The following is a 23395-nucleotide window of genomic DNA, read 5'->3' as shown; positions in this document are numbered from 1 at the left end:
CATCGCAAAAAGCCGGCGTTATGACTACAACATTGATCATAGGATTGCTGATTCCGCTGCTGGGCACCATGCTCGGCTCGGCTTTTGTGTTCTTTATGAAGGGCGACATGTCGGACAGACTGCAGAAGTCGTTGTTGGGATTTGCTTCGGGCGTGATGGTAGCAGCATCGGTATGGTCGCTGCTGATTCCGGCGATGGAGATGGGAGCTGATAGCGGCAAGTGGAGTGTGATGCCTGCAGCTGTAGGATTCCTATTGGGTATGGGATTCCTGCTGCTCATCGACGAACTGACGCCACACCTGCACATAGGCACCGACAAGCCCGAGGGTATGCGCTCGCATCTGTCGAAAACGGCGATGCTGGCTCTGGCAGTAACCATACACAACCTGCCTGAAGGCATGGCTGTGGGCGTGGTGTTTGCAGGAGCCGACAGTGGCACCACCAGTATCTCGCTGGCCAGTGCGGTAGCCGTATCATTGGGTATCGCCATCCAGAATGTGCCCGAAGGTGCCATCATCTCAATGCCGATGCGTGCAGCAGGCAACAGTAAGTGGCGATCGTTCCTGATAGGCTCGTTGAGTGGAGCCGTTGAGCCCATCGGTGCCATTGCCGTATTGTTGTTGGCATCGCTAATCATGCCCATGATGCCCTATATGCTGGCCTTTGCCGCTGGCGCCATGTTCTATGTAGTAGTTGAGGAGCTTATACCCGAAGCCTCAAGCGGTCAGCACTCCAACTTCAGCACCATTGGCTTTGCCATTGGTTTTGTGCTGATGATGGTGCTCGATGTGGTGATGGGATAAAAAAAGATGATAGAAATTAAGAACGCGACAAAGGGACAGAATAAGGAGATTGCCCGTCTGATTATGATGGCAATGACGGACGAGTGTTGTCAGTATTTCTGTGGTGATGGCTACAGTTTGGACGACTTCTACCGGATGATGTGCTATCTGGTGGAACATGAGGACTCGCAGTACAGTTACAAGAACACGCTTGTGGCTATGGACGGCCAGCTGGTGGTGGGTGTATCGGTAAGCTACGATGGCAGCCGCCTGCATGAGTTGCGCTGCGCTTTTATCGAGGCTGCCAAAACGTACATCGGTAAGGATCATACAGGTATGGATGATGAAACACAAGCTGGCGAACTCTATCTCGACTCGCTGGCTGTGCTCCCAGCCTATCGTCGGCAAGGTATAGCCCAGAGGCTACTGATAGCTACCAGGGAGCGAGCCCGCCAGTTACATCTGCCCAGAGTGGGATTGCTGGTTGATAAAGGCAATCCCGATGGCGAGGCACTCTATACCAAAGTGGGATTCGTGCACCTGGACGACAATCTATGGGGTGGACACCCCATGAAACACCTAATCATCAACGCAGGCATGACCAATACATGCGCTAAGGATGCTTAGAACACATCTATGTCGCTATATCCCATGCGGGTACCACTGCTCAGGCAATCGGCTTCGAAGCGAAGGACACGCACCTTTGTTGAAGGGAACTTGATGGTTTGCCAGATGGGATTATTGACGATATTTGAGAACTCGCCAGTGGCAAGTTTCTGCCAGTTGTTCCAATCGGTCGATCCCCACAGGGTGTAATGGGTCACGATACCATCCTTCGTGTCCTGCGGCGGCAGGTAACGGAAGGTGGAAATGGTCTGCTCTGCGTCCCAGTCGATGAACATCTGTTGGGGTGAGCCAAAGAAGATATGGAGCGATGATGATTTCTTCTCGCCACTATTGGGGATATCGGCGGTGAGCTCTGGTGCCAGATAAACACCAATTTTCTTAATGATAGGTTCCTGTTTATAGCTATTGATGGTGAAGCGCAGTTTCGTGGCTTTCACTGTAGGGAAACAGATGATGCGGCGGTGACCGATGGTGGTAAGTCCGTCGCCATCATCTACTAACTCATCCTTTAATGGTTGCCACTTGCCATCCACCAAAGCTTCAAGCGAGAACTTACGCACACGCTGCCCCTTGGCGATGTCTTCCTCAGCCAGGAAACGATTGAAAGCAGTAGGACGCTTAAAGTCTATGGTATAGGCGTCACCTTGATGCGTGGTCTTAGCATTGTCTGCAAGGTTATCTTTAAACACCTCATCTATCATCTGTTTGAAGGCGATGCCACGCAGGCTGTCGTTAGGATGGATACGGCCATTAGGAGCTATGGGAAAGTTGAGTAACAACGTAGAGTTGCGACCTACCGATTTATAATAGGTGTCCATCAACTTCGACAGACTCTTTACATGCTCGTTCTCAGCATCGTGATAGAACCAACCTGGGCGGATGCTGGTATTGGTCTCGCCTGGGCACCACACATTACCATCCTCCACACCATAGTGCAGCATCTGGTAAGGCACATCCCCATCGCGGTACAGCAGACTCCAGTTGGTTTCGCCCACATTACCCGCCTCGGTACCCACCCAGCGCAGGTCGCCGCGATCGCTGCCGTCATTCCAGATCAGACATTTGGGCTGCAGCTGGCGAATCATCTTATACGTCTCAGGCCACTCATAATAGGTGGTACGGTCAATCTTGCGTGTCTCGTTGGCGCCGCCATACCAGCCATCGCCACCATTGGCGCCATCGAACCACACCTCGAAGATGTCGCCATAGTTGGTGAGCAACTCGCGCAGTTGGTTGCGGAAATACGCCACATAAGCAGGTCGTCCGTACTCAGGATGATTACGATCCCAGGGCGACAGATACACAGCAAACTCCAGTCCTTCTTCGCGACAAGCATCAGCCAGTTCACGTACCACATCACCCTTTCCATCCTTCCAGGGCGAATTCTTCACACTGTATTCTGTATACTTTGACGGCCACATACAGAATCCGCAATGGTGCTTAGCCGTAAAGATAATACCACGCATACCAGCCTGTTTACATACGCGTGCCCACTGCCGACAATCGAGTTGCGAAGGATTAAATAGCTTTGGGTCCTCATTACCAAAGCCCCACTCCTGGTCGGTATAGGTATTGAGCGAGTAATGGATAAAGGCATACATCTCCATATCCTGCCAGCGCAACTGGTTGGCATTGGGCAGCGGACCAACTATAGACCTTGAATTTGCCTTCTGGGCACTCACATCAGCCACCAATAGGCAGGCCACTATCCATGCAAAGAACTTTTTGCTGTGTAAATTCATTATCGTATCTGCTATTTAACTTTTTGGTTGCAAATATACTATTTTTTTGTCAATAATATACAATCCACCACGAACATTTTTCACTCTTCGCCCTTGAAGGTCGTAAATCACAGGGGCACTCGATTTATCCCCTTGACTTACTACTACCCTATTTATACCTGTAGCAGGACCTCCCCAAGTGGCTGCGGCTCTCATATACCACTCGAAAGCCAGTTCAAGGCTGACCTTCACGCCAGTGCCACGCTCGTAGCAGACCCCAAGGTTGTTCATCGCCTTGGTGTCACCCTCGTAAGCCTTCTCACGATAGCCATCAGCCTTGTTTCGTTCCTTGGGCATAGTTTATGTAAACTCAATGATGGCACTCACCTCACTCCCTATAGACAGGGAAACGATGATGCCGTCAGTTGTTTTGTAAATAGTAGGAGTCAGACAATCGCCAAGCTTGGCTGCTACGCGATATTCCACACGAAGACCTTGAACCACGAAATCCTCTGGCAACAATTCCATCGCCATGCGGACATAGTTGGCATTGTTCAGATGCTTGTTGTAGTCGATGTCGGCACGTAGCACCTTGATCGGCTCCAGCACTTCACCTTCCGTCTTAGGCAGGATGATTCGGCGGTCTTTGTAGTTCATCTCCAGTTGTGGCTCCAACTTCGTTGATTGAATGGTCGCATCGTCCACACGTTTCAACTTGCCAGCCACCTTGTCAACGAATGCTCCCATGCTCCATGTCTTGTAGCAAGGATTCCCTTGTGCATCATAGATGAACGTGTTGCGGAATCCGAACATGGGCTTCATGCCATAGACAGAGGTTGTTACTGTCAGTTCCTCTTTGTAGTCAGGCACACGGATAATCTCAACCTGTCGTGTTGCCAAGAGCTGCGCCATATTTTGCTGCAAGAAGTAGTCCTTGACCTCCGGCTCACTGTCGATCCACATCTCTGAGCAGTCCTGCATCATCTGGAGAGCTGAATAGAGTTTCAGCCGTCCTTCGCTGTCGCAGGTGCTTGTTGTTACTTTGTATTTTAAACTGTACATATTTTTTATGCAGTTAAATTGGTATTTACCTTCTTATGTACCTTACGGCTCCTCCACTGCCAAAAGGATAGTCAGAAACATCTTTGTTAAGGTATGCGGAATCATTGAGTAGCTTACCTTCAAAGATGCAACGGTCAGACTTGAACTTCGTACCATCTTCCGCAACATCCGTCCATTCCCACGATGAGACTTCTATTACGCTTCGGACAACCCCTTTGTATACACCAAGCACATATTTAATCTCTTGGGGAGAATTCTTGCTGATTTTCCAGTACTTGCGGGTCGACTCATAAATATCAATTCTGCGATATACTCCATTGGCTTTTGCTTGGTCAAAACTTTTGTTTAGACTAACTAAAAGCAATGTTTCCTTTTGATTTATGTCTATTTTCATGCAATTGTATATTGAATCTATTTCATCGACATCTTTAATACCCTCGTCCCACTGATGATGACCAGCAGCAATATTTGCCAATATGCTTGTCTTGTTAAACTTGCTATATGTCAGCAAGTCAATAAGTACAGACTCTACAACATATGCAGTTTCTTCAGTCAGATTGTGTCGTAAAATGTAGAGACCTACCTCTCTACCATCCCTTAAAATACTTCTTATAATATCAAGTTTAAGACTTTGGTCGCTATCGTCTAAAGCGTCTTTCGCATGTTGAAAAATTCTGTTCCCTTTTCCCTTTCCTATATAGAAGATTCTATTATCTCTCGGATCAATTAAGGCATAAACATAATATGCCAAAGATTCTATCGTCCGTTGGTTGAACCCATTTATCTTACTCATAAATTCCGATTTATCTGTCTTTTATCTCTATCTTTTTTATCATCTTGGCTGGAACACCGCCAACAATCGTATTCGGTTCTACATCCTTTGTCACCACAGCACCAGCAGCTACTACGGCTCCATCGCCGATGGTCACACCTGCAAGTACTGTTGCATTGGCTCCAATCCAGACGTTCTTGCCAATGTGGATAGGTGCATAGCTCATGCTCTGGCGGTTGGCTGGGTCAAGGTCATGGTTGATGGTTGCCAGCACGACATTATGGCCTATGAGTGCACCCTCGTCAATGGTGATGCCGCCCTGATCCTGGAATTTGCAACCCATATTGATGAACACCCGCTCACCAACAATGGTATTCTTACCGCAATCGGTATGAAACGGAGGAAACATGCCTACCGTCTTGGGCACTTCACGTCCCCAAAGCTGTTCCAGCAAATCGTGCAGCTGCTCTGGAGTATGATACTTTCCGTTAATCTCAGCCGTAATCTTCAGTGCCTCCTGCGACAACTGATGAAACATCATGTGGACATCACCACCGCCAACGACGGGTTTGCCCGATGCCATGTAATCACGAAATTCTTGTATTGTCATTGTTCTTTATTTCCATTTTACCACATCTAAATCATTCTTATACAGGCACATACTTTGAGCGAATAGCCTTTGGAAGTTTCGATGCAATGAGTTGGTAGGACTCTTTAATCAACCCCTTTACTGTTGCTTCGTCCATTTATATCCTCACAAAACGCCTGGTCTTCGGTCACTTCTGGAAGTGACAACGTGTACTCTCTGACCTCTTCTATATTCATACCCAATCAAAGTTGACTTCTCCAGCACCAATCTCAAAGCTGTATATGCAACTTACCCTCACGGTTCAGTACCGCGATTTTCTCTTCTAGCACCTTGACTACATTCTCTGCCAACGGCTGTTCCTTATATGCCCTTACACTGTGACGGGCTTCAATAGCTTCTTCTAGGGTCATTTCACAAAACATATTAAATCTGGGTGTAAAGATACGAAAAAATGAAGAATTATTGCTATCTTTGTGCCAAGATTTGAGAATTATTAGGATTTGATTCAGAAACAGATATCTACAGAGAATGCTAACGATGGGCAATTGAAACAGCTCTACGAAACGGCATTCCCCAAGGAAGAACAGATTCCCTGGGATGACTTGGTGCGACTAATTGGTGAGATGCATCTTGACTTCACAGCCTATTACGAGGGAGAAGAGTTTATCGGCTTTACGATTGTCTATCCCAGACCCTCGTTGACTTCGTCTTCGTCCGTCGCGACTCAGCCGTGCTCGAGCGAGCTCGGACGGCCTTCGCTGCTCCGTCCGCTCAACTGGTACTGGTATTTCGCCGTTAAGGAAGAACTGCGAGGGAAAGGTCTTGGTCAGAAGATTCTTAATCAACTGATAGAACGTTATAAGGGACAGTCATGTGTCCTGGACATGGAGTCACCTCGTCAGGAGTGTGACAACAAGGAGCAAAGGCAGCGCCGCCATGAGTTCTATCTCCGTAACGGGTTCCGCGATACTAGTGTCTATCGCTGTTGGGACGACTTGGAGATGACCATTATGATGATAGGGCCAGGAACGTTCACCCTACAGGATTGGGAGGAGATTGTTGGAGAATTAAGGAAATATTGGACATGGGATAAAAATAAGGATTAACTGCAAAAGGAAATAGAGAGTGGCTTCGCCCGTATGCTAATGATACGCTTTGACATCGAGCATTTGACGGGCAAGGAGGCAATTGAATTGGTAAGACAAAGAAATATATGACAGAAAAAGAGAAGATGTTGGCGGGCGAAATTTATTCCGCTGTTGACCCGCAACTGATAGAAGAACTGACGGAAGTTAAGGAGATAATCCATGACTATAACCTGTTGCGCCCGTCGGAGAAGGAGGAGGCAAGGGAGATCCTGAAAGGTCTCTTGGGACACATCGCTGATGACAATATTCTGATTAACCAGCCCTTCTATTGCGACTATGGCAAGCAGATTAGTGTGGGCAAGCGGTTCTTTGCCAACTTCAACTTCACCGTGCTCGACGAAGCACGTGTCACCATTGGAGATGACTGTTTTATCGGCCCTAATGTAAGCATCTACACGGCCAGCCATAGTACAGACCCCGTGGAGCGCAACAGCCGTAGAGAGTGGGCAGAACCAGTCACCATTGGCAATAATGTATGGATTGGTGGCAGTGTGACCATCCTGCCTGGTGTGACAATTGGTGACAACGTGACCATAGGTGCAGGTAGTGTAGTGACGAAAGATATTCCTTCGAACTCCATTGCAGTAGGCAACCCCTGCAAAGTAGTAAAGACTATATGACACTACGTGAACTCATAAATTCAGTAGATTCTGAGCAGTACAGCGAATCAACGTTGTACCAGAAGCTACGTGAGACGAAGCCTGAGTATGGTTCCAATAGACGTATTCAGGTTAAGTTGGTAAATGGTGAGGTCGCTATTACCAACGTTCACGTCGGCTCGTTGGGCGATATTCTTACTTACCAGATTGATGTGGCTCCAGACCTGCAGGTTACGAAGATGCAACTGTTGGATGAAATCCTCAAAGAGATGGCTTCGAACACCTTCAGCGATGAAGAACAGGCAGAGTTCTGGGATGACTTCGATAACCTGCAAAAAGCAAAGATCGTAAGATGACTGACTACGATTCCATATGGCGCACGCAAGATGAGATTTGAATGCCTAAATAATCGAAGTCATTGACCTTTGTCGCTTAGCAAGGCTAAGAACTTATCTGGCCAACAATAGAAAAAACTATTCACGTTATTCATTTATTCACATGTACAGGAAGGATTTGTCAAAATAAGCTTTGTAGGAAGAGTAGTTAGTATTAAATTATATATATTATATATTATATTATAATATAATATATAATATATATAATTCTTCATTCTTCAACAAACAGATTACAAAAACCTTCTTGTACATGTGAATAAATGAATAGTGTGAATAAACAGCTCAGACTGATCAAAACAGAAGTATAACTTCTGAATGGCAAAAGCGTAACTTCTGGGCATCAGAAGTTACGCTTCTATATACTAAAAGTATTTACTAAATCGACAGCGTTGCCGTAGGCAGATCGCTCTTAATAGTAACCTTCGTTTTACCTTTCTTGATGGTACTGCGCACTACCAGCAGGGCGCGGCCCTTCCAGGTAGTGACACGGGCAGAGGTCTTAGGCTCGCGATCTGTGAGATCGGCTGTGGCGAAGGCCATCAAGCGGCCCTGACCCTGAACGATAGCCTCGCAGGGGATAGCGGCATCAGGACATACACGGCCTTGGGCATCAACCACCTCGACAGTGATATAAACAAGATCCTGACCATCGGCCTTGAGTACAGGCTTATCGGCAGTAAGTCGCAAGCGGGCTGGCTCGCCGGCGGTGCAAAGTATAGTTTCCTTTCCGCTGGCCTCAGCACGCAGCGCCCCTGGTTCGTAAGGCACTGTAAAGACTGCCTTATACTCTGTTTCCTCGCTCACTGCCTTAGTACCAATCAGTTTATCGTTGAGATACAGTTTCACTTCTGGCGCCTTGGTGTAAACTTCGACCTCGATGGGCTTACCTTCCCATCCCTGCCATGTCCAACTCTCCCAAGTGGGCCATACGCTCCAGGATGTCATGTTTATCTTGCCACGGTAGCCATCGGGCTCTTTTACGGCCATGTACAAATCCTTAGAATCGCTCCACAACATCTCGCGATAATGACTGATGGGTTTGCGCCAACCAGTGATATCCACATCGCCACAATAGGCTCCATGCCACTCGGGCACACCACCTTCGCGCCAGCTTTCGCCAGGTGTCTCGCCATCGTAATAGTTACGACCGATACCCGACTCGCCAAGGTAGTCGAGACCTGTCCATACCATGTCGCCCATAACGTATGGATTGTCGCGAACCACTTTCCAGTTCTTGAAAGCATCGCGCGGAAAGCTCTCGGTCTGCCACATCACACGTTTGGGATTGCGCTGATGATCGCTGGCATGCTTATGAATCATATAATTATAACCACCGATATCGAGTACATCGAAGTGTGGATCGTATATTTCCCAATCACTGTCCCAAGCACACAAAGCCTCAGTTACTGGACGTGTAGAATCGTATTTCAGTATAGCCTGCTTCAACAGTTTTGCAGTATGTATCACGCGGATATCCTTGCGCTCTATTACCTCGTTGCCGATGCTCCAACAAATGATGCTGGGATGGTTGCGGTCGCGCACTACCATCGCACGGATATCCTCCTGATAGCAAGAATCAATCAGCGTAGAATAGTCGTAGGGTTTCTTGGCTGTGCGCCAGCCATCGAAAGCCTCGCCAATGACCAGCATACCAATAGAATCGCAGGCATCTAAGAAGGCCCGCGTGGTAGGATTGTGCGAAGTACGGATGAGATTAAATCCAGCATCCTTCATCTGGCGCACCTTTCGTATCTCTGCAGCATCGAAGGCCATAGCACCCAGCACACCATCGTCGTGATGCACGCAGGCACCATTGAGGAGCAGAGGCTTGCCATTGAGCACAAAACCCTTTTCGGCAGAATACTCAATGGTACGGATGCCATATGTAACGGGCAGCACATCGCCCTCGGCCTCGATAGTAGTATGATATAAGTAAGGATCATCAGGCGACCACAGGTGAGGGTTCTCTACATGCAGCGTCTTCGAAACAGGTTTACGCGAACCATCTTTCATGACCACCTCGGCCTTGATGTTTACGGTATGGATATCGGGCGTTGTAACGCATAGGCTCTCTCCGTCGATGTACTGCTTTCCTTTTGTCACCAGCCACACGTGGCGATAGATGCCCGAGCCAGTGTACCAACGACAGTTGGGCAGCTCTGAGTTATCAACCTTTACCAGCACCTCATTCTGGCGCTTGTCTTTGTGCAAGTAAGGTGTAATATCGACGGTGAATGGCGTGTAGCCATAGGCATGCTGACCAGCTTTGACCTTCGGTCGAGCCTGCTCACACTCGGCTGAGCTGATGTGATCATCGCTCTGCTCTCGCTCAATCGCAGCCTTGTGTCCGTTGATAAACACCTCGGCCTTCTGATACACACCCTCAAAGTGCAGTTCTACCGTCTCGCCCTTGGGGGTGGCAAACATCTTGCGATACTCGCCCTTACCACCTGGATACCAACCGCCATCGGTACCATTGGTTGCTTCGGCAGTGGGATCAGAAGCATACGATATAGCCCAATCGTGGGGCAAATCTACACTGATGGTCTTACCCTCGTGGGTAAACTTCCATCCATTATCGAACAGCTGGCGCTGTGTTTGTGCCGAAGCACCAAAAGCCATGAGCCAAAGCCCCAAGGCAAGAAAAATGTTCCTTTTCATATATTTTATGGTCATTGTTACTAATTTTGGGCACAAAGATACGTTTTTTAATTGATAAAAACGACATATAAGAGAAAAATGTACCCAAAATTCTTTACTGACCAGTAGCCTGCCTGTATTCCAGAAGCTTATTCTGGTAGTCGGCGAAGGCATCAGTATGCTTGTCAAGCGACTGCTGGTAGAGCAGCTGGGCTTCAAGCAGGTCGCTCATCTTCGAGGTGCCGGCACGATAGTAATTGCGGTTCAGTCGCAGATTCTCGGTGGCTTGTTCGATGCTACGTTCCGCCAACAGCAGCTGCTGAAAGCTCTCCTCTACCCCATTCCACGCGTTCTGCATACGGATCATGAGCAGTTGAGTATGATCCTCCAGTTGCTCAACGGCTTTCTGGTGCTCTATCTTCTTGCGCTTGACGGCATGCGAGCCGCCCCACCAATCGCTGATGGGCACACTAACGGTGGCGAACACCATCCCGAATGAGTGGTTGTTTTCCAACAGATTATGGTAGTTGTAGCCAGCACCCACAGCAACGGTCGGCAGATTCTGACCTACAGCCAGTTTCTTCTGCAGATTGGCAGCCTCGACCTGCTTTTGCAGGAGTTGATACTCCTGCAAACATTGAACATTGAACATTCTTGCGTCCCGTTGGTAGCAAGCGTCCTTCGACCGAGCGGAACTTTGAACTTTTTCAGACAAGCCTGTTTGGAAGGAAATGGTGAACGACGTGTCGCGAAGCCCGCAGTATTGCGACAACAGCAGACGCACGATAGAGATGCCATTCTGCAACTTCAGGCGCTGGCTCTGGATATCGTTCTGGCGCAACTGTACCTGCAGCAGATCGTTGCGCATAGCCACACCAGCACGCACAGCTACATCCACATCTTTATAGATATCGCGCAACAGGGTATCGACAGCCTCAACAGTCTTCATCTTCTCCTGTAGCGAGACCAACTGCCAGAAATACTGTTCGGCAGTCTTCTCAACCTCGTTCTCCGAGAGCTGTAACTGCAAACGGCTGACATCCTCGCCCACCTTGGCAAGTTTGTTGCCATTGATAATCTGTCCGCCAGCAAATACCGGCTGTACAGCCATCAGCGAGCCGATGGTACCATTTTTCATCATCGAGATACTGACGGGATTGCCCAAGGCTGCGAGTGCTTCAGCAGGCAAAGATGCAGCCAACGAGGTGGCTAATGAAGACGGAATGAATTCAGAGGGATTCATGGTGGTTTGCGCCATACCCTTATTGGCATTAAACCACAGGCCTGTGCCACTCACGCTGGGGAAATACTTGGTAAACGCTTCCTTACGCTGCTGCTTGGCAGCCTCAACTCCGTAGCGGGCACTGCGCACGGCAAAGTTGTTTTGCAGAGCAGAATCCTTTATCTGCTGCAGCGTGAATACACGCTGAGCAGATAAAGGCAAAAAGGTAAAAAGGTTAAAAAGTAAAACACCTAATACCTTACATTTGCACCTTGCTTCTATTTTAATCATCTGTCTCATATTTTTACCTTTTTAGTCTTTTACTTTTTTTCCTTTTTCAAACTTACCTTCCAATAAACTACCGGCAACATGGTGACTACCATGATGAGCGAGCCGATGCCACCCGCAAAGATGGTGACACCCACGGGCATCCAGAACGAACTCTGGGCGATAATCATCGGCACCACACCAACGGCAGTGGTTGCCGTGGTGAGGAAGATAGGCACCATGCGACGCTTACCAGCATCGTAGGCCGCCTGCTTAACAGGCACACCTTTCTTAACCAGGTCGTTGGCATGCTCGAAGATAAGAATCTCATTACGCATAATCATTCCCATCAGCGTGATAAGTCCGAAGATGGAGGTCAGTCCCAAAGCACGGTCCATCAGTCCAAGCCCAATCAGCGCGCCAGGCGTCATCAGTCCCAAGGCTGCCATACAAACGGTGGTGATGCCGTACTTCTTGAAGTTGAACAACAGGAAGAAAAACACGATGACCATCGCAATGATGATGCCACCATAGATCTGCGGCATAGCCTCGTCGCCATATTCTATCTCGCCACCCACCTCGGCACGGACGCCCTGTGGCAGCTTAATATCCTCGTTCATAATACGGGCAATCTCCTTCTCTACAGATGCCGTAAACACCCCCTGCGCAAACTGGGCAGTAACGGTGATACAACGCTCGCCACCACGATGCATGATGCGACTCTCGCTCCACTTGGGCTGTACCTTGGCTATTTGGCGCAGAGGTACTGTGGAATTGGAGCTATGCAGGCCGCCCGACACCAGCGAAGCCGGCGAAGCGATGCCCAGGTTAGCCACATCCGAGAAGGTCATATCGGTATCGTCTTTTACGATGATAGGCAGTTCGTAGTTGCCCTCCCAGATCTGCCCCACACGCAAGTCGCTTGAAGTGGCACTCAATGCCAACTGGGCGGTAGTACGGGTGATGCCCAACTGCGCCGAAGTTACGGGATCGAGTTCGACGTTGATGATGGGGTACGGCTGCAGATAGTCGGTATGTACCCACTCCAGTTCAGGCATCTTTCGCATGCGTTCCATCAGTCGTTCTGCTACCACATGCAACGAGTCGAGATTGTCGCCATAGAAGCGATACTCCAGTTCGTTCACCTCCAGATAGTCCAGACGCTTGAACTTGACGTAGGCATTGGGGAACGCCTCGCTCAGCTGTGGCTGATATTGCGCCAAGAGGGCGAGCGTAGCCTTATCACTCTTGGTATTGACAATGAACTGGGCATAGTTATTACCAGCCATCTGGGGAGCATAGGCATCCATGAATCGTGGTGACGAGCAGCCGATGAAACCTGTGATACTCGTGATGCGTTCATCCTTTTCAAGCACATGTTGTACTGAATCGGCTATAACCTCAGTCTCGGCCAAACCATTGCCTTCGGGCAGGAATATCTCTACGGCAAACTGATCGCGATCGGCGTATGGGAACAGACGAATCTTCAGCGTGGGAGCTATCAACGTAGAGAGCAGAATCACACCAATACCACCCCAAATCGTCAACCACGGATGGGCGAAAGTAAAATCAAGAACCTTATTATAAGTGCTTTGAACCCAATTAGTTATCGCATTCCCATTAACGCTCACTTTATCCGGTTTGATAATACGTGTCTCTAAGAACGGAATCACCGTCACAGCCAGCACCAGCGACACCATGAGGTTGATGGTGATGGTAACGGGGAAGTCCTCCAGACAGTCGTGGAACATGCCCTTCATCGTTATCAGGAACGGATAGAAAATGGCGCAGATACAGATAGTGGCCAGCAGCATGGGCATAAAGTACTGACGTGCCGACTCGATGGCAGCATCGTGAGGTTTAAAGCCTTTACCCAAGTACTCCAGATAGCCATCGATGACCACAATCGAGTTATCGACAATCATTCCCAATACCACAATGAGTGCAGCCAGCGTTACGATGTTGAGCTCGATGCCCATCATATACATGATAGCCACACTGACGAAGGTACTCAGCGGGATGGTGATAGCCGACACAACGGCCGAACGCAAGGGGAACAGCACCATCATGACCAGGATAATGATAGCCATAGAGATGAGCAGGTCGCGTAGGAAATCGCTCACACTCATAGCTACCACTTTGGGTTTATCAGCAATACGAGTCACCTTTACATCCTCAGGCAGTTCGTTCTGACTGAACTCCTTCAGTACTTTATCAACCTGCTCGCCATACTGCACCACATTATTGCCAGGCGTCATCTCCATCGACAGCAGCACGCAAGGATGGCCGTCCTGTTCGATACGACTCGACATGGGTTCGTACTCGCGCACCACACGCGCCACATCGCGAACACGCGCCACCTTGCCCGTTGCCGGGTCGCTGAAGATAATCTGGTTGGCAATCTCCTCCTCGCTATTCTCCTGAACCTCAACGTGAATAGGTATCTGCTGGTCGTCGTCGCTGATAGCGCCGCTCATGGTGGTGATGCCTTGGGCCTGTAAGCGTGAGAAGAGCATCTGCTGACCAATGCCATAGGCCTGCAGGCGCTGGCGATCGATATAGAGCGATATCTGCTCTTTCTGTTCGCCAAACAGTTTCACGTTGGCTACCGAGGGGATACGGCGCAGACGATCGCTCAGGTCGTCGCTGTACTGTTTCAGTTCGCGGTAGCTGCGCTGGTCGCTCTCAATGGCGATGAGCAGTGCCGAAGTGTTACCAAAGTCATCGTTCACCACGATGGCCAGCACACCACTGGGCAGCTGTGCCTTAAAGCCGTTCAATCCGTGTTTGATTTTGCTCCACACCTCGTCCTTGTTGTTCACATCATCGTTCAGTTTCACCATCACGATACACATGCCATTCTGACTCTGCGTGGTGGTTTTAACACGGTTCACCTCGCCATAAGTAAACAGATAGCGTTCCAGCGGACGGGCTACCTGCTGTTCAACCTCCTCGCTGGTGGCACCAGGATACACAGCCACAACCACCCCTTGACGGATGGTGGCATGGGGGAATTCGTCCTTCGGCATGATGTACATGCCGTAGATGCCCATCACAAACAGGATACCCACGATGAGCAATGATATCGAGTAATGCTCCAAAGGCCATCGGAGCCAGTTCACGTTCTTCATTTACAATTTAACAATTTACCATTTACCATTAGTACACCACCTTGGTGTTTTCACTCAGTTTCTGATAGCCCTCGGTCACCACACGATTACCATCGCTGATGCCAGTAGTCACCACGATGCGATTGCCAGCTGTCTCACCAGTAGTTACCGTCGTGCGATGAGCCGTACTATCGCCAGCTACCGTCCATACGAACAGCGTGCCGTCGGCCTTGCGCTGCACAGCCGTTACAGGTACCGAAAGCTTCTCGCTCTGCACTTCGCTCTTCTCACTTCCAAAAGAAACCGAAGCCACCATACCTGGCAGCAGCTTACGTTCGCCATTAGCCACCAGAATACGGATATCATAGGTATGCGTAAGCGCATCGGCCTGCACACCTTTCTCTATGCGGCCACCAGTAAAACTGCCATTCACAGCCTCGACCTTAATCTTAGAAGAGGTGTTGGCACCAATGCCACTGATTTCGGCCTCGGGGATGGCTACCTTAACCTTTACGGACGATATGTCGAGAATGCTGACTACCGCCTGCGAAGGCAATGCCGTCTCGCCAGCACCAACCAAGCGCTTGCCTACGATACCACTCACAGGAGCCACCAGTCGGCAATCGGCGAGGTTCTTACGTGCCACCTCTAATTGCGACTTGGCCTGAGCCACCTTGCTCTGTATCTCAACCCACTGCACCTCGGGCAGCGATCCGTTGTCGTGCAGCATCTTGTAACGCTCCAAGGCATCGTTGGCCTGCGTCATCTGTGCCTCAGCACCATTTAATAGGTTACGCGCCTGCGTATCGTCCATCTCGGCTATCAACTGCCCCTTAGCTACCGACTGGCCTTCGTTCACCAGCATACGCTTGATAACGCCCATGCCTGTAAAACTAACAGCGGTAGCCTCGCGCTCTTCTACCATACCCACGTATGTCTGACCGCCCAGACTTCGGGCTGTCGACACCACTTCTGTCATCACTCTCGTAGGAGCCTTTGCACTCTGCTCCTTCTTACTTGTGCAGCTGCTTACCACAATCACCGAAAGCAGCATCAAAATACTCTTCTTCATAACAACATGTAAAATTTGGGGGCAAAGATAGTGCAAAATCAACCATTATCTATGTTCTATTTCACTACATTTATTATCAAATCAGCCTTCAACGTCCAAATAGAACATAAAAAACGCTAAATAAAACACCAACTATGCGAAATAATGACTATTTTTGCCACATGAAACAGCAAGAAGAAATTACCTTTCAGTCATTGGCTAACAATGAGGACATACAGATTGGCTATTCGGACAACGAGATAGTCATTGTTGACGGTATTCAGCAATTCACACAATTAAACGCTGCTCATGTGGCCATGAATGCCATTGTTATCTGCACCAGCGGCAAAGCACAGGCGCAGATGAACGGCAGGCAGATGGAGCTGCATAGGAACCAGGTGGGCATCATACCGCAGAACGTGACGGTGACCGATGTGATGATCAGTCCCGACTTCGATTTGAAAGGCTTGTTTCTTACCAATCGTATCCTACGCAGTTTTCTGAACGAGAAAATCAGCGTTTGGAACGACATGATGTATATCCATCGCCAGCATATCGTAACGATGGACGAGGATGAGATACTCTTCTACACCCACTTCTACGACATGATAATATTGGCCATCGAACGAGGCAAGGAGAATCCGTATCACACTGAAATCATCCAGGCCTTGCTCCGTTCGGCCATCCTCGGTCTTTGCGGTGCCATGAAGTGGATGCTATCAGCCGATAACCAATTATCAATTGCCGATAATCAATTATCAACTGGGAAAAGTCACTTCCAGCGATTTCTCGACTTGCTACAATCTACCGACGTAAAACGTCGCACGGTAGAGGCCTATGCCAACGAGCTCTGCATCTCACCCAAATACCTCACCGCTATCTGCAAAAAGAATTCTGGAAAAACAGCCAACGACTGGATTACGGAACAGGTATTAGAGGACATACGCTATTACCTCAAGCAGACCGATCTCAGCATCAAGCAGATTTGCGACCAGTTGGGATTCCCCAACCCATCGTTCTTCGGCAAATATGTCAAGGACCACTTCGGCATGACTCCTATCATGTTCAGGAATAGCTGAAGCAGTCCTTGATAAACTATTGTTCAATAACCGACATTCTCATTTCAATATCATCTACAGGTCTGTCGGCACGTCCTGTAGCTGCACTTTGAATCATTTCAACCACATCGAGACCTTCCTCTACCTCGCCAAATACGGTATATTGCCCGTCAAGATGGGGCGTGCCGCCAACAGTAGAGTAGATTTTCATCTGTTCATCAGTCAACCCCGACTTCCCTACTTTGCTTTCTGCTTCTGCAACCAGTTTGTCCTGCAGTTCCTGAAGTCCTTCACGATTCCTGTCACGGCGCATCTGCATAATCTCTGCACGATGCTCGGCAGCCAGCGCATTAAAGACATCCTGCACTTTCTGCATTCTCAGCTGCTTGGCGAACTGACGGAGCTGGCCCTCGTTGTACACATCGCCCCAGACAATATAGAACTGCGAACCGCTACTACGGCGCTCCGGATTCACCTCGTCGCCCTGACGTGCTGCAGCCAATGCCCCACGCTTATGCAATAAGCCATCCTTTATCTCTGCTTCGAGGGTGTAGTCAGGACCACCAACGCCCAGCATCTTGCCTGCAGGTGCGCCTTTGGAATCAGGATCACCACCCTGAATCATAAAGTTCTTAATCACACGATGGAACAAAGTACCATCATAATAACCATCCTTCGCCAACTTCATGAAATTGTCGCGATGGATGGGAGTCTCGTCGTACAGGCGAACCACGATGTCGCCCAGCGAGGTCTGAATCTTTACTTTTGTCATTAACTATCTTATAATTACTTTGATGAATACAATTTGGCAACCAAGGCACCACTGATGTTATGCCATACGCTGAACACGGCGCCAGGGATGGTGGCTAAAGGATAGGCTGCGAAATGCAATACTGCCAATGATGATGCAAGTCCGGAGTTCTGCATACCCACCTCGACGCTGAGCGCCACACACTTGGGTTTCGCCAGATGCAGCAGACGACCAGTCAGGAAGCCGATGCAAAGCCCCAGGAGATTATGAATCATCACCACCGCCATCACCAGCAGTCCAGCCACCAGCAGACGGTCGGCATTATGCGATACGATAATACCCACCAGCAGCGCTATCACTATCGACGAAAACGCAGGCAGATAAGGTTTCACACGTCTGGTCAGATCAGGAAGGAAACGCTGGCAAAGCAGTCCACACACGATGGGAGCAATGACTACATAGACGATACTCATAAGCATGCCCAGTGTATCCACATCGACCATCGTTCCTGCCATCACCCAAACCAGAAGCGGCGTCAACAGGGGTGCCAGCAGCGTTGAGGCAGCAGTCATGCCTACAGAGAGCGCCAAGTCGCCTTTTGCCAGAAAGGTAATGACATTGGATGCTGTGCCACCAGGGCAACAGCCTACCAGAATGACACCGATAGCCAACTCCTCGGGCAGCGAGAAAGCCCACGTAAGTGCGAGAGCCAGCAGAGGCATCACCGTGAACTGTGTCAAACAGCCGATGAGTATATCCCTGGGGCGACTCAACACTACCTTAAAATCCTGCATAGTAAGTGTCAATCCCATTCCAAACATGATGACACCCAACATAGGATTAATGACCCACGTGCCGATCCATGAGAGCGAAACTGGTGCCATCAGCGCCACTGCTGCCACAAGCAGCACCATCACTCCCATCCATCGGGCTATAAAATCACATATTTTTCTCAGTTCTCCTGACTGTATTTCCATTACATATTATTTTTCAATTACTGCGAAGAGGCTGAAAGCGGAATCCACATCCAGAACACAGAGCCTTTTCCCTTTCCTTCAGAAATCACGCCGATATCGCCGTGACAGGCATCTGTGAAGGCCTTACAGATAGAAAGACCGAGACCTGTACCCTGCACAAAATCATCGACTTTGAAGAAACGATCAAATATCCTGGGCTGAGACTCTGGTGCAATACCATCACCCGTATCCTCACAGTACACATACAAACCCTCAAGCTGTTTGCCCCCGACGGTTCTGGTCTCCGTACGGTAGCCCAACTTGATATGCCCCTGATGGGTATATTTCACGGCATTGGTCACAAAGTTGGTGATGACCTGCGACACACGGTCGACATCGACCTTGATAGGAAGTGCGGCATAAGGATTATCCTTAACGAACTCCACACCAGGCTCCTGCACTCTGGGGTGCAACGACTCAAACAACTCATTAAACGCCTTGGAGAAATCCACCTCAACAGGCTTGATATCCATCTGTCCCGACTCCAGCGAAGAGGCTGTCAGTATATCGTTGATCAATCGCAGCAGCATGTCGCAGTTATTCTTGACAATCTGGATGACTTCCTTTTTCTCCTCCTCCCCTGTCAGCGACGACAATATTTCTGTAAATCCCACAATCGCATTGATAGGAGTACGTATCTCGTGCGTCATATTCGCCAGGAACAGCGTCTTCATCTGTCCAGACTCTCTGGCACGATTCGTCTCGCTACGCAACTGATCCTGCTTGCGCATCAGATCGTTGATGTTTCGCCACACGCCGAATGCTCCCAACAGCTTTCCATGCTCGTCGAATTCCGGGATACAGTTAATCTGCACCCACTGATTCTCAGTGGAGCTCTGCGTCACTACAGGATACATCTGACCTACATATACCAATGGTTTCTTCAGGACCTCCGAGGGGTTCGACAGGGCCTTGACAAACTCATGCTCCTGATCCACGAATATCTTCTGCATCTGTCGCAGGTTGAACGAACGCGCCACAGTGTTCAGACCATTATAGAACTCCAGGGTATCACGCTCCAGACTGATGCGCCACGTCTGCATCTTCGATGCCTCGAGCATATAGCGCAACTCGGCCTCGTAGTTCTTGATGGCCTCGTTCATCTTCTTCATTCTGGCATCGTTCTCCATCACGTTGAGATACATGTTACGTTCCTCAGTCACGTCGTTGGCCGTCACGGAGATATACATCAGTTTATCGTTCTCATCATAGATGGGGTGAACACTTATTTCCAGAAAAACACGCATATTGCGCTCAGGAACGATACTCAACGAGCAGGCCCAATAGTCTTCTGGATGCACACGATCCAGCACCTCGTTGAAAGGCATCATATCAAAGAGGTTCACCTTCGAGAAGAACTCATCGCTCGTATCGCTATCGAAATGACAGATTTTACGCATGATCCGGTTGGCATCGATAAGCCAGCCTTCGGGCGAATAGAACGACATGCCGATGATGGAATTCTCGAAGATCGATTTGTATCGCTCCGACAGCTGCTCCACCTCGCGTTCCTTCTGCTTCACCTCCGTTTCATCCGTCAGCGTGGCAATGATGTTCACAGGCTTTCCGTCTTCATATTCGGCAATAGCACGACCATACATATCGTGCCAGTCAGGCTTACCTTTTCCTGTATAGTTGTAGTCCCAGCGATAATGACAATCGGCCACCTTATCGGTGCCGTTGCTCAGGCGTTCTATGAAGGTACGGAACTTGTCACGGTCGTCAGGATGGATATAAGTATAACATTCCTCTATACCCACATTATTGCCGAACATCGCCTTACCATGCAGGTCGTACACAATATTGTCCTTCAAGTCAAGACACATCACGTGGTTGCCGCTGATAGTAAGCGCCATCATCATGACCTGCTGCTCGTCAAACATGATATTCATCTTCATACCTTAAATTACTTTGTTCCTATACCCTTTTCTTATCAATCTCTGAGGCTGTGCAAGGTATCGACACCCATCCACTCGTGCCCTTACCATAGTCGGACTGTATCTCGATAGTACCACCCATCTGCTTGGTCAGCAACTGAGCGATAGGCAGGTCGAGGCCAGAGCCAATCAACTTGCCACTCGCACTACGTGCGAAGTTGTGATCGAAGATGTGGGGCGCTACCTCTTCGGTAAATCCAAAGCCTGTATCTTCGATGCGGATGGTCAGTTCGCCACGATGATACTCGTAGCTGACAGTAATCGAGCCGTGCTCAGTCATGACGCAGGAGAAATAGCACAGGCGCTGGATGACCATCGCGAGATGACTGCCGTCGATGTCCACCACCAACTTGTTGTAGGGCTGCACAATGACAGGCTGCACACCAGGTTTGATGCTTGCCAGAGCATTCTTGCAATACCCCTCGAAGGCAAAGGCGAAATCTACAGGTTCCTTCTTATATTCCTCCATATTAGCTTCCAGTCGCGAGATGTAAAGGATATCGTTCACCACCAGTAGCAACTCGTTGGTACTAGTCTTAATCTGGTCGATGAAGAAAGGCTCATCGCTCTCGTCATGATCGCCGGTAAAGAGTCCTGCATAGCCGATAATGTTATTCAGCGGTGTACGTATCTCATAGCTCATATTTGTCAGGAAGGCCTGCTTCACCACCTCAGTCTCCTGCGCCTTCTTCGTCTCAACAACCAATCGCTGCTCCGTCTCCACCACATCGGTAATGTCACGATACGTGCCGAAGTAACGCTCCACCTCTCCCTTTTCATTCAGCATAGGCACCATATTGAAGAGCAGCCATATCTGTCGGCCCTTCTTGTCGCGTATCTCAATCTCAATGGCCTGCACAATGCCGCGTGTAGTCAGGTGGTCCATCCTGTTCAGCACACTGTTTACCGTTCTGCGGAAACGTGGTGTAGCCAGACGGATACAGCGCAACTGCGACATACATAGCCTCTTTTTCGACTCACGGTTAATGAGTTCGAACGTATAAGAGTGAGGATAATAGTTCACCAGTTGCACACCGCTCACGCTCAGGGCATAGTCGATGTTGGCGATATACTGCTTGATACTGTCGGTACCCTGCTGGAGTTGCTTCAGACCGTTCTGCAGGCGATGGTATGAGTTCACCATCTCCGAGATGTCGTGTCCCGACATATAGACACCCTCCAGCTCCCCCTCGTCGTTGCGGATGGGGTTGATGGTCGATTCATAATACATCTTACCTGTCAGTCCGAACTCCTCCAAACGGTATTCTGGCAGACCGAAGTCGCGAAAATCAATAATACTGCCTGTCAGCGTATTCGTCATCTCATTCAGCGGTATCTGACTGTAGAAGGGGTTGTTCTTCAGGAGGAAGCTGCCATCGAGCACCTGCTCACGGCTTTTCACGTTAAAAGACTTACAAGCACGCTCGTTCAGGTCGGTCAGCACGCCGTTCTTGTCGTAGTACAGCATATCGAGCAGCGACGAGTTGAATATTGTGTGGTAACGCGCCAGCAACTCATTGATTTTCTGCTGTCGCAGATACTCCTCAGTCACATCGTGCTGAATAGCCATCAACGAGGTAGGCAGTCCGTCGTCGCCTCGGCTCATCACCGAGAAAGATATCTCGTAATGTCTGCAGTCCGATTCCTTATCCGCCCTACTGCGTGCACTCACCTTGCCCGTATCCATCTTGCCTTCACAAATGGCGAAGACCACATCACGCATATGATCCACGTCGTCACGATGGAAAAACAGCGCAAAATCGGCAGGGTTATATTCACGCTCATAGTTACCTGCTTCCGACAGGTAACAAAGATGACGCGACGCAGTATCGTAAAACCACAGACGCAGCTTACTGGTTTTCATGATAAGAGCCAGACGGGCCTTCTGTTTCATATTGCCAATTTCTTCACTCATTAGCTATGTAATAGCAGTTTTTAGTCTTACATTTACTGCAAATATAGCTCAATTTCTGCACATATTGCCAAGTTGAGTTCATTTTTAAGTTTTATTTGCATTTCCTATTTTCAAAACATTTGGATGTTTGGAGTATTTTTGTCTATTTTTGCAGCAGAACAAACAAACATCGTTGTATGACAGATAAAAACAGAACATGCAGAAGATGAAGCAGGACAAATCATTCATGTCGCGCTTGGAAAAAATTCGCAAGATCGCAGCGATTTTCTAGTTCCTCCCCCCGCCCCTGAATAACTGGGATACTGGGATTTGGGATAGCACTTTGAGGGGGCAGATGGTTATTTTTATGGTTAATGGTGATAATTTGTGGGATTTAAAGCACTTGTATTTGTGAACGAATGTTAAATCTATAGATTCCGATTTTGTAATACGTAACTTTGTACCGCCAAATTTTCGTAATTTAAAACCACCAGAAATTGGCAAAGTTAAATAACCAACTATGGTAAGTAATAAAATCGGGATTAGGTAGCGCAAAAAAAGGAAGTATTCACTATCTTTGTAGTTGACAAATAAAACAAAGTGTAGAATGAATACTCCCAGCACTATCGGTTCCACAAAGAAACTAATAATGTGGTACAAAATTAAGGAATTATTTTCAAAGGGCCAAAGTTATAGCCAAATTTCTCGTAATTTGGGTATCGACAGGCATCGTGTAAGCAAGTATCTACACATG

The 23395-nt window shown here is 48.8% G+C and carries 20 protein-coding genes and 1 pseudogene; 7 read left to right on the top strand and 14 right to left on the bottom strand.

What is annotated here, in order from left to right:
• Nucleotides 1-20 precede the first annotated feature (20 nt).
• Together T491_RS0108535 and T491_RS16080 are read left to right on the top strand one after the other, a co-directional pair.
• On the top strand, nucleotides 21-803 hold the full coding sequence (locus tag T491_RS0108535; RefSeq protein WP_028903521.1) for a ZIP family metal transporter: 783 nt from the start codon (nucleotides 21-23) through the stop codon (nucleotides 801-803).
• Between the two features lie 6 nt (nucleotides 804-809).
• Nucleotides 810-1409 (top strand): N-acetyltransferase, encoded by a 600-nt coding sequence (locus T491_RS16080; RefSeq protein WP_051523063.1) that lies wholly within the window; start codon nucleotides 810-812, stop codon nucleotides 1407-1409.
• On the opposite strand, the gene T491_RS0108525 is transcribed toward T491_RS16080, so the two are convergent.
• The 6 genes from T491_RS0108525 to T491_RS17395 form a co-directional block, all read right to left on the bottom strand.
• A complete protein-coding gene (locus T491_RS0108525) occupies nucleotides 1406-3151 on the bottom strand; it encodes an alpha-L-fucosidase (RefSeq protein ID WP_028903520.1) in 1746 nt (581 codons plus the stop codon). The two genes, T491_RS16080 and T491_RS0108525, sit on opposite strands and share 4 nt — an antisense overlap.
• Before the next feature lie 15 nt (nucleotides 3152-3166).
• Nucleotides 3167-3487, bottom strand: a complete 321-nt coding sequence (locus T491_RS0108520) for an SEL1-like repeat protein (protein ID WP_028903519.1) — start codon at nucleotides 3485-3487, stop codon at nucleotides 3167-3169.
• A 3-nt stretch (nucleotides 3488-3490) separates the two neighbouring features.
• Nucleotides 3491-4192 (bottom strand): acyl-[acyl-carrier-protein] thioesterase, encoded by a 702-nt coding sequence (locus T491_RS0108515; RefSeq protein WP_028903518.1) that lies wholly within the window; start codon nucleotides 4190-4192, stop codon nucleotides 3491-3493.
• Nucleotides 4193-4217: 25 nt separating this feature from the next.
• Complete coding sequence (locus T491_RS0108510; RefSeq protein ID WP_028903517.1) at nucleotides 4218-4985, bottom strand: GIY-YIG catalytic domain protein; 768 nt, start codon at nucleotides 4983-4985, stop codon at nucleotides 4218-4220.
• A gap of 10 nt (nucleotides 4986-4995) precedes the next feature.
• Nucleotides 4996-5574, bottom strand: coding sequence for a DapH/DapD/GlmU-related protein (locus tag T491_RS0108505; RefSeq protein ID WP_028903516.1), 579 nt, complete (start codon nucleotides 5572-5574; stop codon nucleotides 4996-4998).
• Between the two features lie 248 nt (nucleotides 5575-5822).
• On the bottom strand, nucleotides 5823-5963 hold the full coding sequence (locus T491_RS17395) for a nitroreductase family protein (protein WP_081773315.1): 141 nt from the start codon (nucleotides 5961-5963) through the stop codon (nucleotides 5823-5825).
• A 90-nt stretch (nucleotides 5964-6053) separates the two neighbouring features.
• Here T491_RS17395 and T491_RS18070 point away from each other — a divergent pair, with 90 nt between their 5' ends.
• From T491_RS18070 to T491_RS0108485, 4 genes and pseudogenes are all read left to right on the top strand, one after another.
• Nucleotides 6054-6659 carry a GNAT family N-acetyltransferase gene (locus tag T491_RS18070; RefSeq protein ID WP_028903515.1) on the top strand — a complete coding sequence of 202 codons (606 nt, stop codon included), beginning with the start codon at nucleotides 6054-6056 and terminating at the stop codon, nucleotides 6657-6659.
• Nucleotides 6660-6770, top strand: a pseudogene (locus tag T491_RS17650) (nitroimidazole resistance protein NimJ); the annotation flags it as partial.
• The gene (locus tag T491_RS0108490) at nucleotides 6767-7321 is read left to right on the top strand and encodes a sugar O-acetyltransferase (RefSeq protein ID WP_028903514.1); all 555 of its coding nucleotides are present in this window, start codon (nucleotides 6767-6769) and stop codon (nucleotides 7319-7321) included. The pseudogene T491_RS17650 and the gene T491_RS0108490, both read left to right, overlap by 4 nt.
• Nucleotides 7318-7656, top strand: a complete 339-nt coding sequence (locus T491_RS0108485; RefSeq protein WP_028903513.1) for a hypothetical protein — start codon at nucleotides 7318-7320, stop codon at nucleotides 7654-7656. The genes T491_RS0108490 and T491_RS0108485 overlap by 4 nt, the downstream gene beginning before the upstream one ends.
• A 414-nt stretch (nucleotides 7657-8070) precedes the next feature.
• Here the strand turns inward: T491_RS0108485 and T491_RS0108480 are convergent, their stop codons facing one another.
• The 4 genes from T491_RS0108480 to T491_RS0108465 form a co-directional block, all read right to left on the bottom strand.
• Complete coding sequence (locus T491_RS0108480; RefSeq protein WP_051523073.1) at nucleotides 8071-10356, bottom strand: glycoside hydrolase family 2 TIM barrel-domain containing protein; 2286 nt, start codon at nucleotides 10354-10356, stop codon at nucleotides 8071-8073.
• A 94-nt stretch (nucleotides 10357-10450) separates the two neighbouring features.
• Entirely contained in the window at nucleotides 10451-11857 is a 1407-nt protein-coding gene (locus tag T491_RS0108475; protein ID WP_231480220.1) for a TolC family protein, read from the bottom strand.
• Between the two features lie 20 nt (nucleotides 11858-11877).
• Nucleotides 11878-14955, bottom strand: coding sequence for an efflux RND transporter permease subunit (locus tag T491_RS0108470; RefSeq protein WP_028903510.1), 3078 nt, complete (start codon nucleotides 14953-14955; stop codon nucleotides 11878-11880).
• A gap of 28 nt (nucleotides 14956-14983) precedes the next feature.
• Nucleotides 14984-16006 carry an efflux RND transporter periplasmic adaptor subunit gene (locus T491_RS0108465; RefSeq protein WP_028903509.1) on the bottom strand — a complete coding sequence of 341 codons (1023 nt, stop codon included), beginning with the start codon at nucleotides 16004-16006 and terminating at the stop codon, nucleotides 14984-14986.
• 161 nt (nucleotides 16007-16167) lie between these two features.
• On the opposite strand from T491_RS0108465, the gene T491_RS0108460 reads away from it, so the two are divergent.
• Entirely contained in the window at nucleotides 16168-17064 is an 897-nt protein-coding gene (locus T491_RS0108460) for an AraC family transcriptional regulator (RefSeq protein WP_028903508.1), read from the top strand.
• A gap of 16 nt (nucleotides 17065-17080) precedes the next feature.
• Here the strand turns inward: T491_RS0108460 and T491_RS0108455 are convergent, their stop codons facing one another.
• Genes T491_RS0108455 through T491_RS0108440 form a run of 4 tightly spaced genes read right to left on the bottom strand, consistent with a single transcriptional unit; the run spans nucleotide 17081 to nucleotide 22662 of the window.
• Entirely contained in the window at nucleotides 17081-17815 is a 735-nt protein-coding gene (locus T491_RS0108455; RefSeq protein WP_028903507.1) for a peptidylprolyl isomerase, read from the bottom strand.
• A 14-nt stretch (nucleotides 17816-17829) separates the two neighbouring features.
• Nucleotides 17830-18750 (bottom strand): bile acid:sodium symporter family protein, encoded by a 921-nt coding sequence (locus tag T491_RS0108450; RefSeq protein ID WP_028903506.1) that lies wholly within the window; start codon nucleotides 18748-18750, stop codon nucleotides 17830-17832.
• Nucleotides 18751-18788: 38 nt separating this feature from the next.
• Nucleotides 18789-20708: a PAS domain-containing sensor histidine kinase gene (locus tag T491_RS17030; RefSeq protein ID WP_051523061.1), complete on the bottom strand. Its 1920-nt coding sequence runs from the start codon at nucleotides 20706-20708 to the stop codon at nucleotides 18789-18791.
• A 19-nt stretch (nucleotides 20709-20727) separates the two neighbouring features.
• Nucleotides 20728-22662, bottom strand: a complete 1935-nt coding sequence (locus T491_RS0108440) for a PAS domain-containing sensor histidine kinase (RefSeq protein WP_028903505.1) — start codon at nucleotides 22660-22662, stop codon at nucleotides 20728-20730.
• Nucleotides 22663-23395: the final 733 nt, after the last annotated feature.

The sequence above is a fragment of the Prevotella sp. P6B4 genome, from assembly GCF_000619985.1.
Classification (GTDB): domain Bacteria; phylum Bacteroidota; class Bacteroidia; order Bacteroidales; family Bacteroidaceae; genus Prevotella.
The sequence above is the reverse complement of the archived record's forward strand: the minus strand, read 5'-3'. Positions and strand labels throughout refer to the sequence as shown.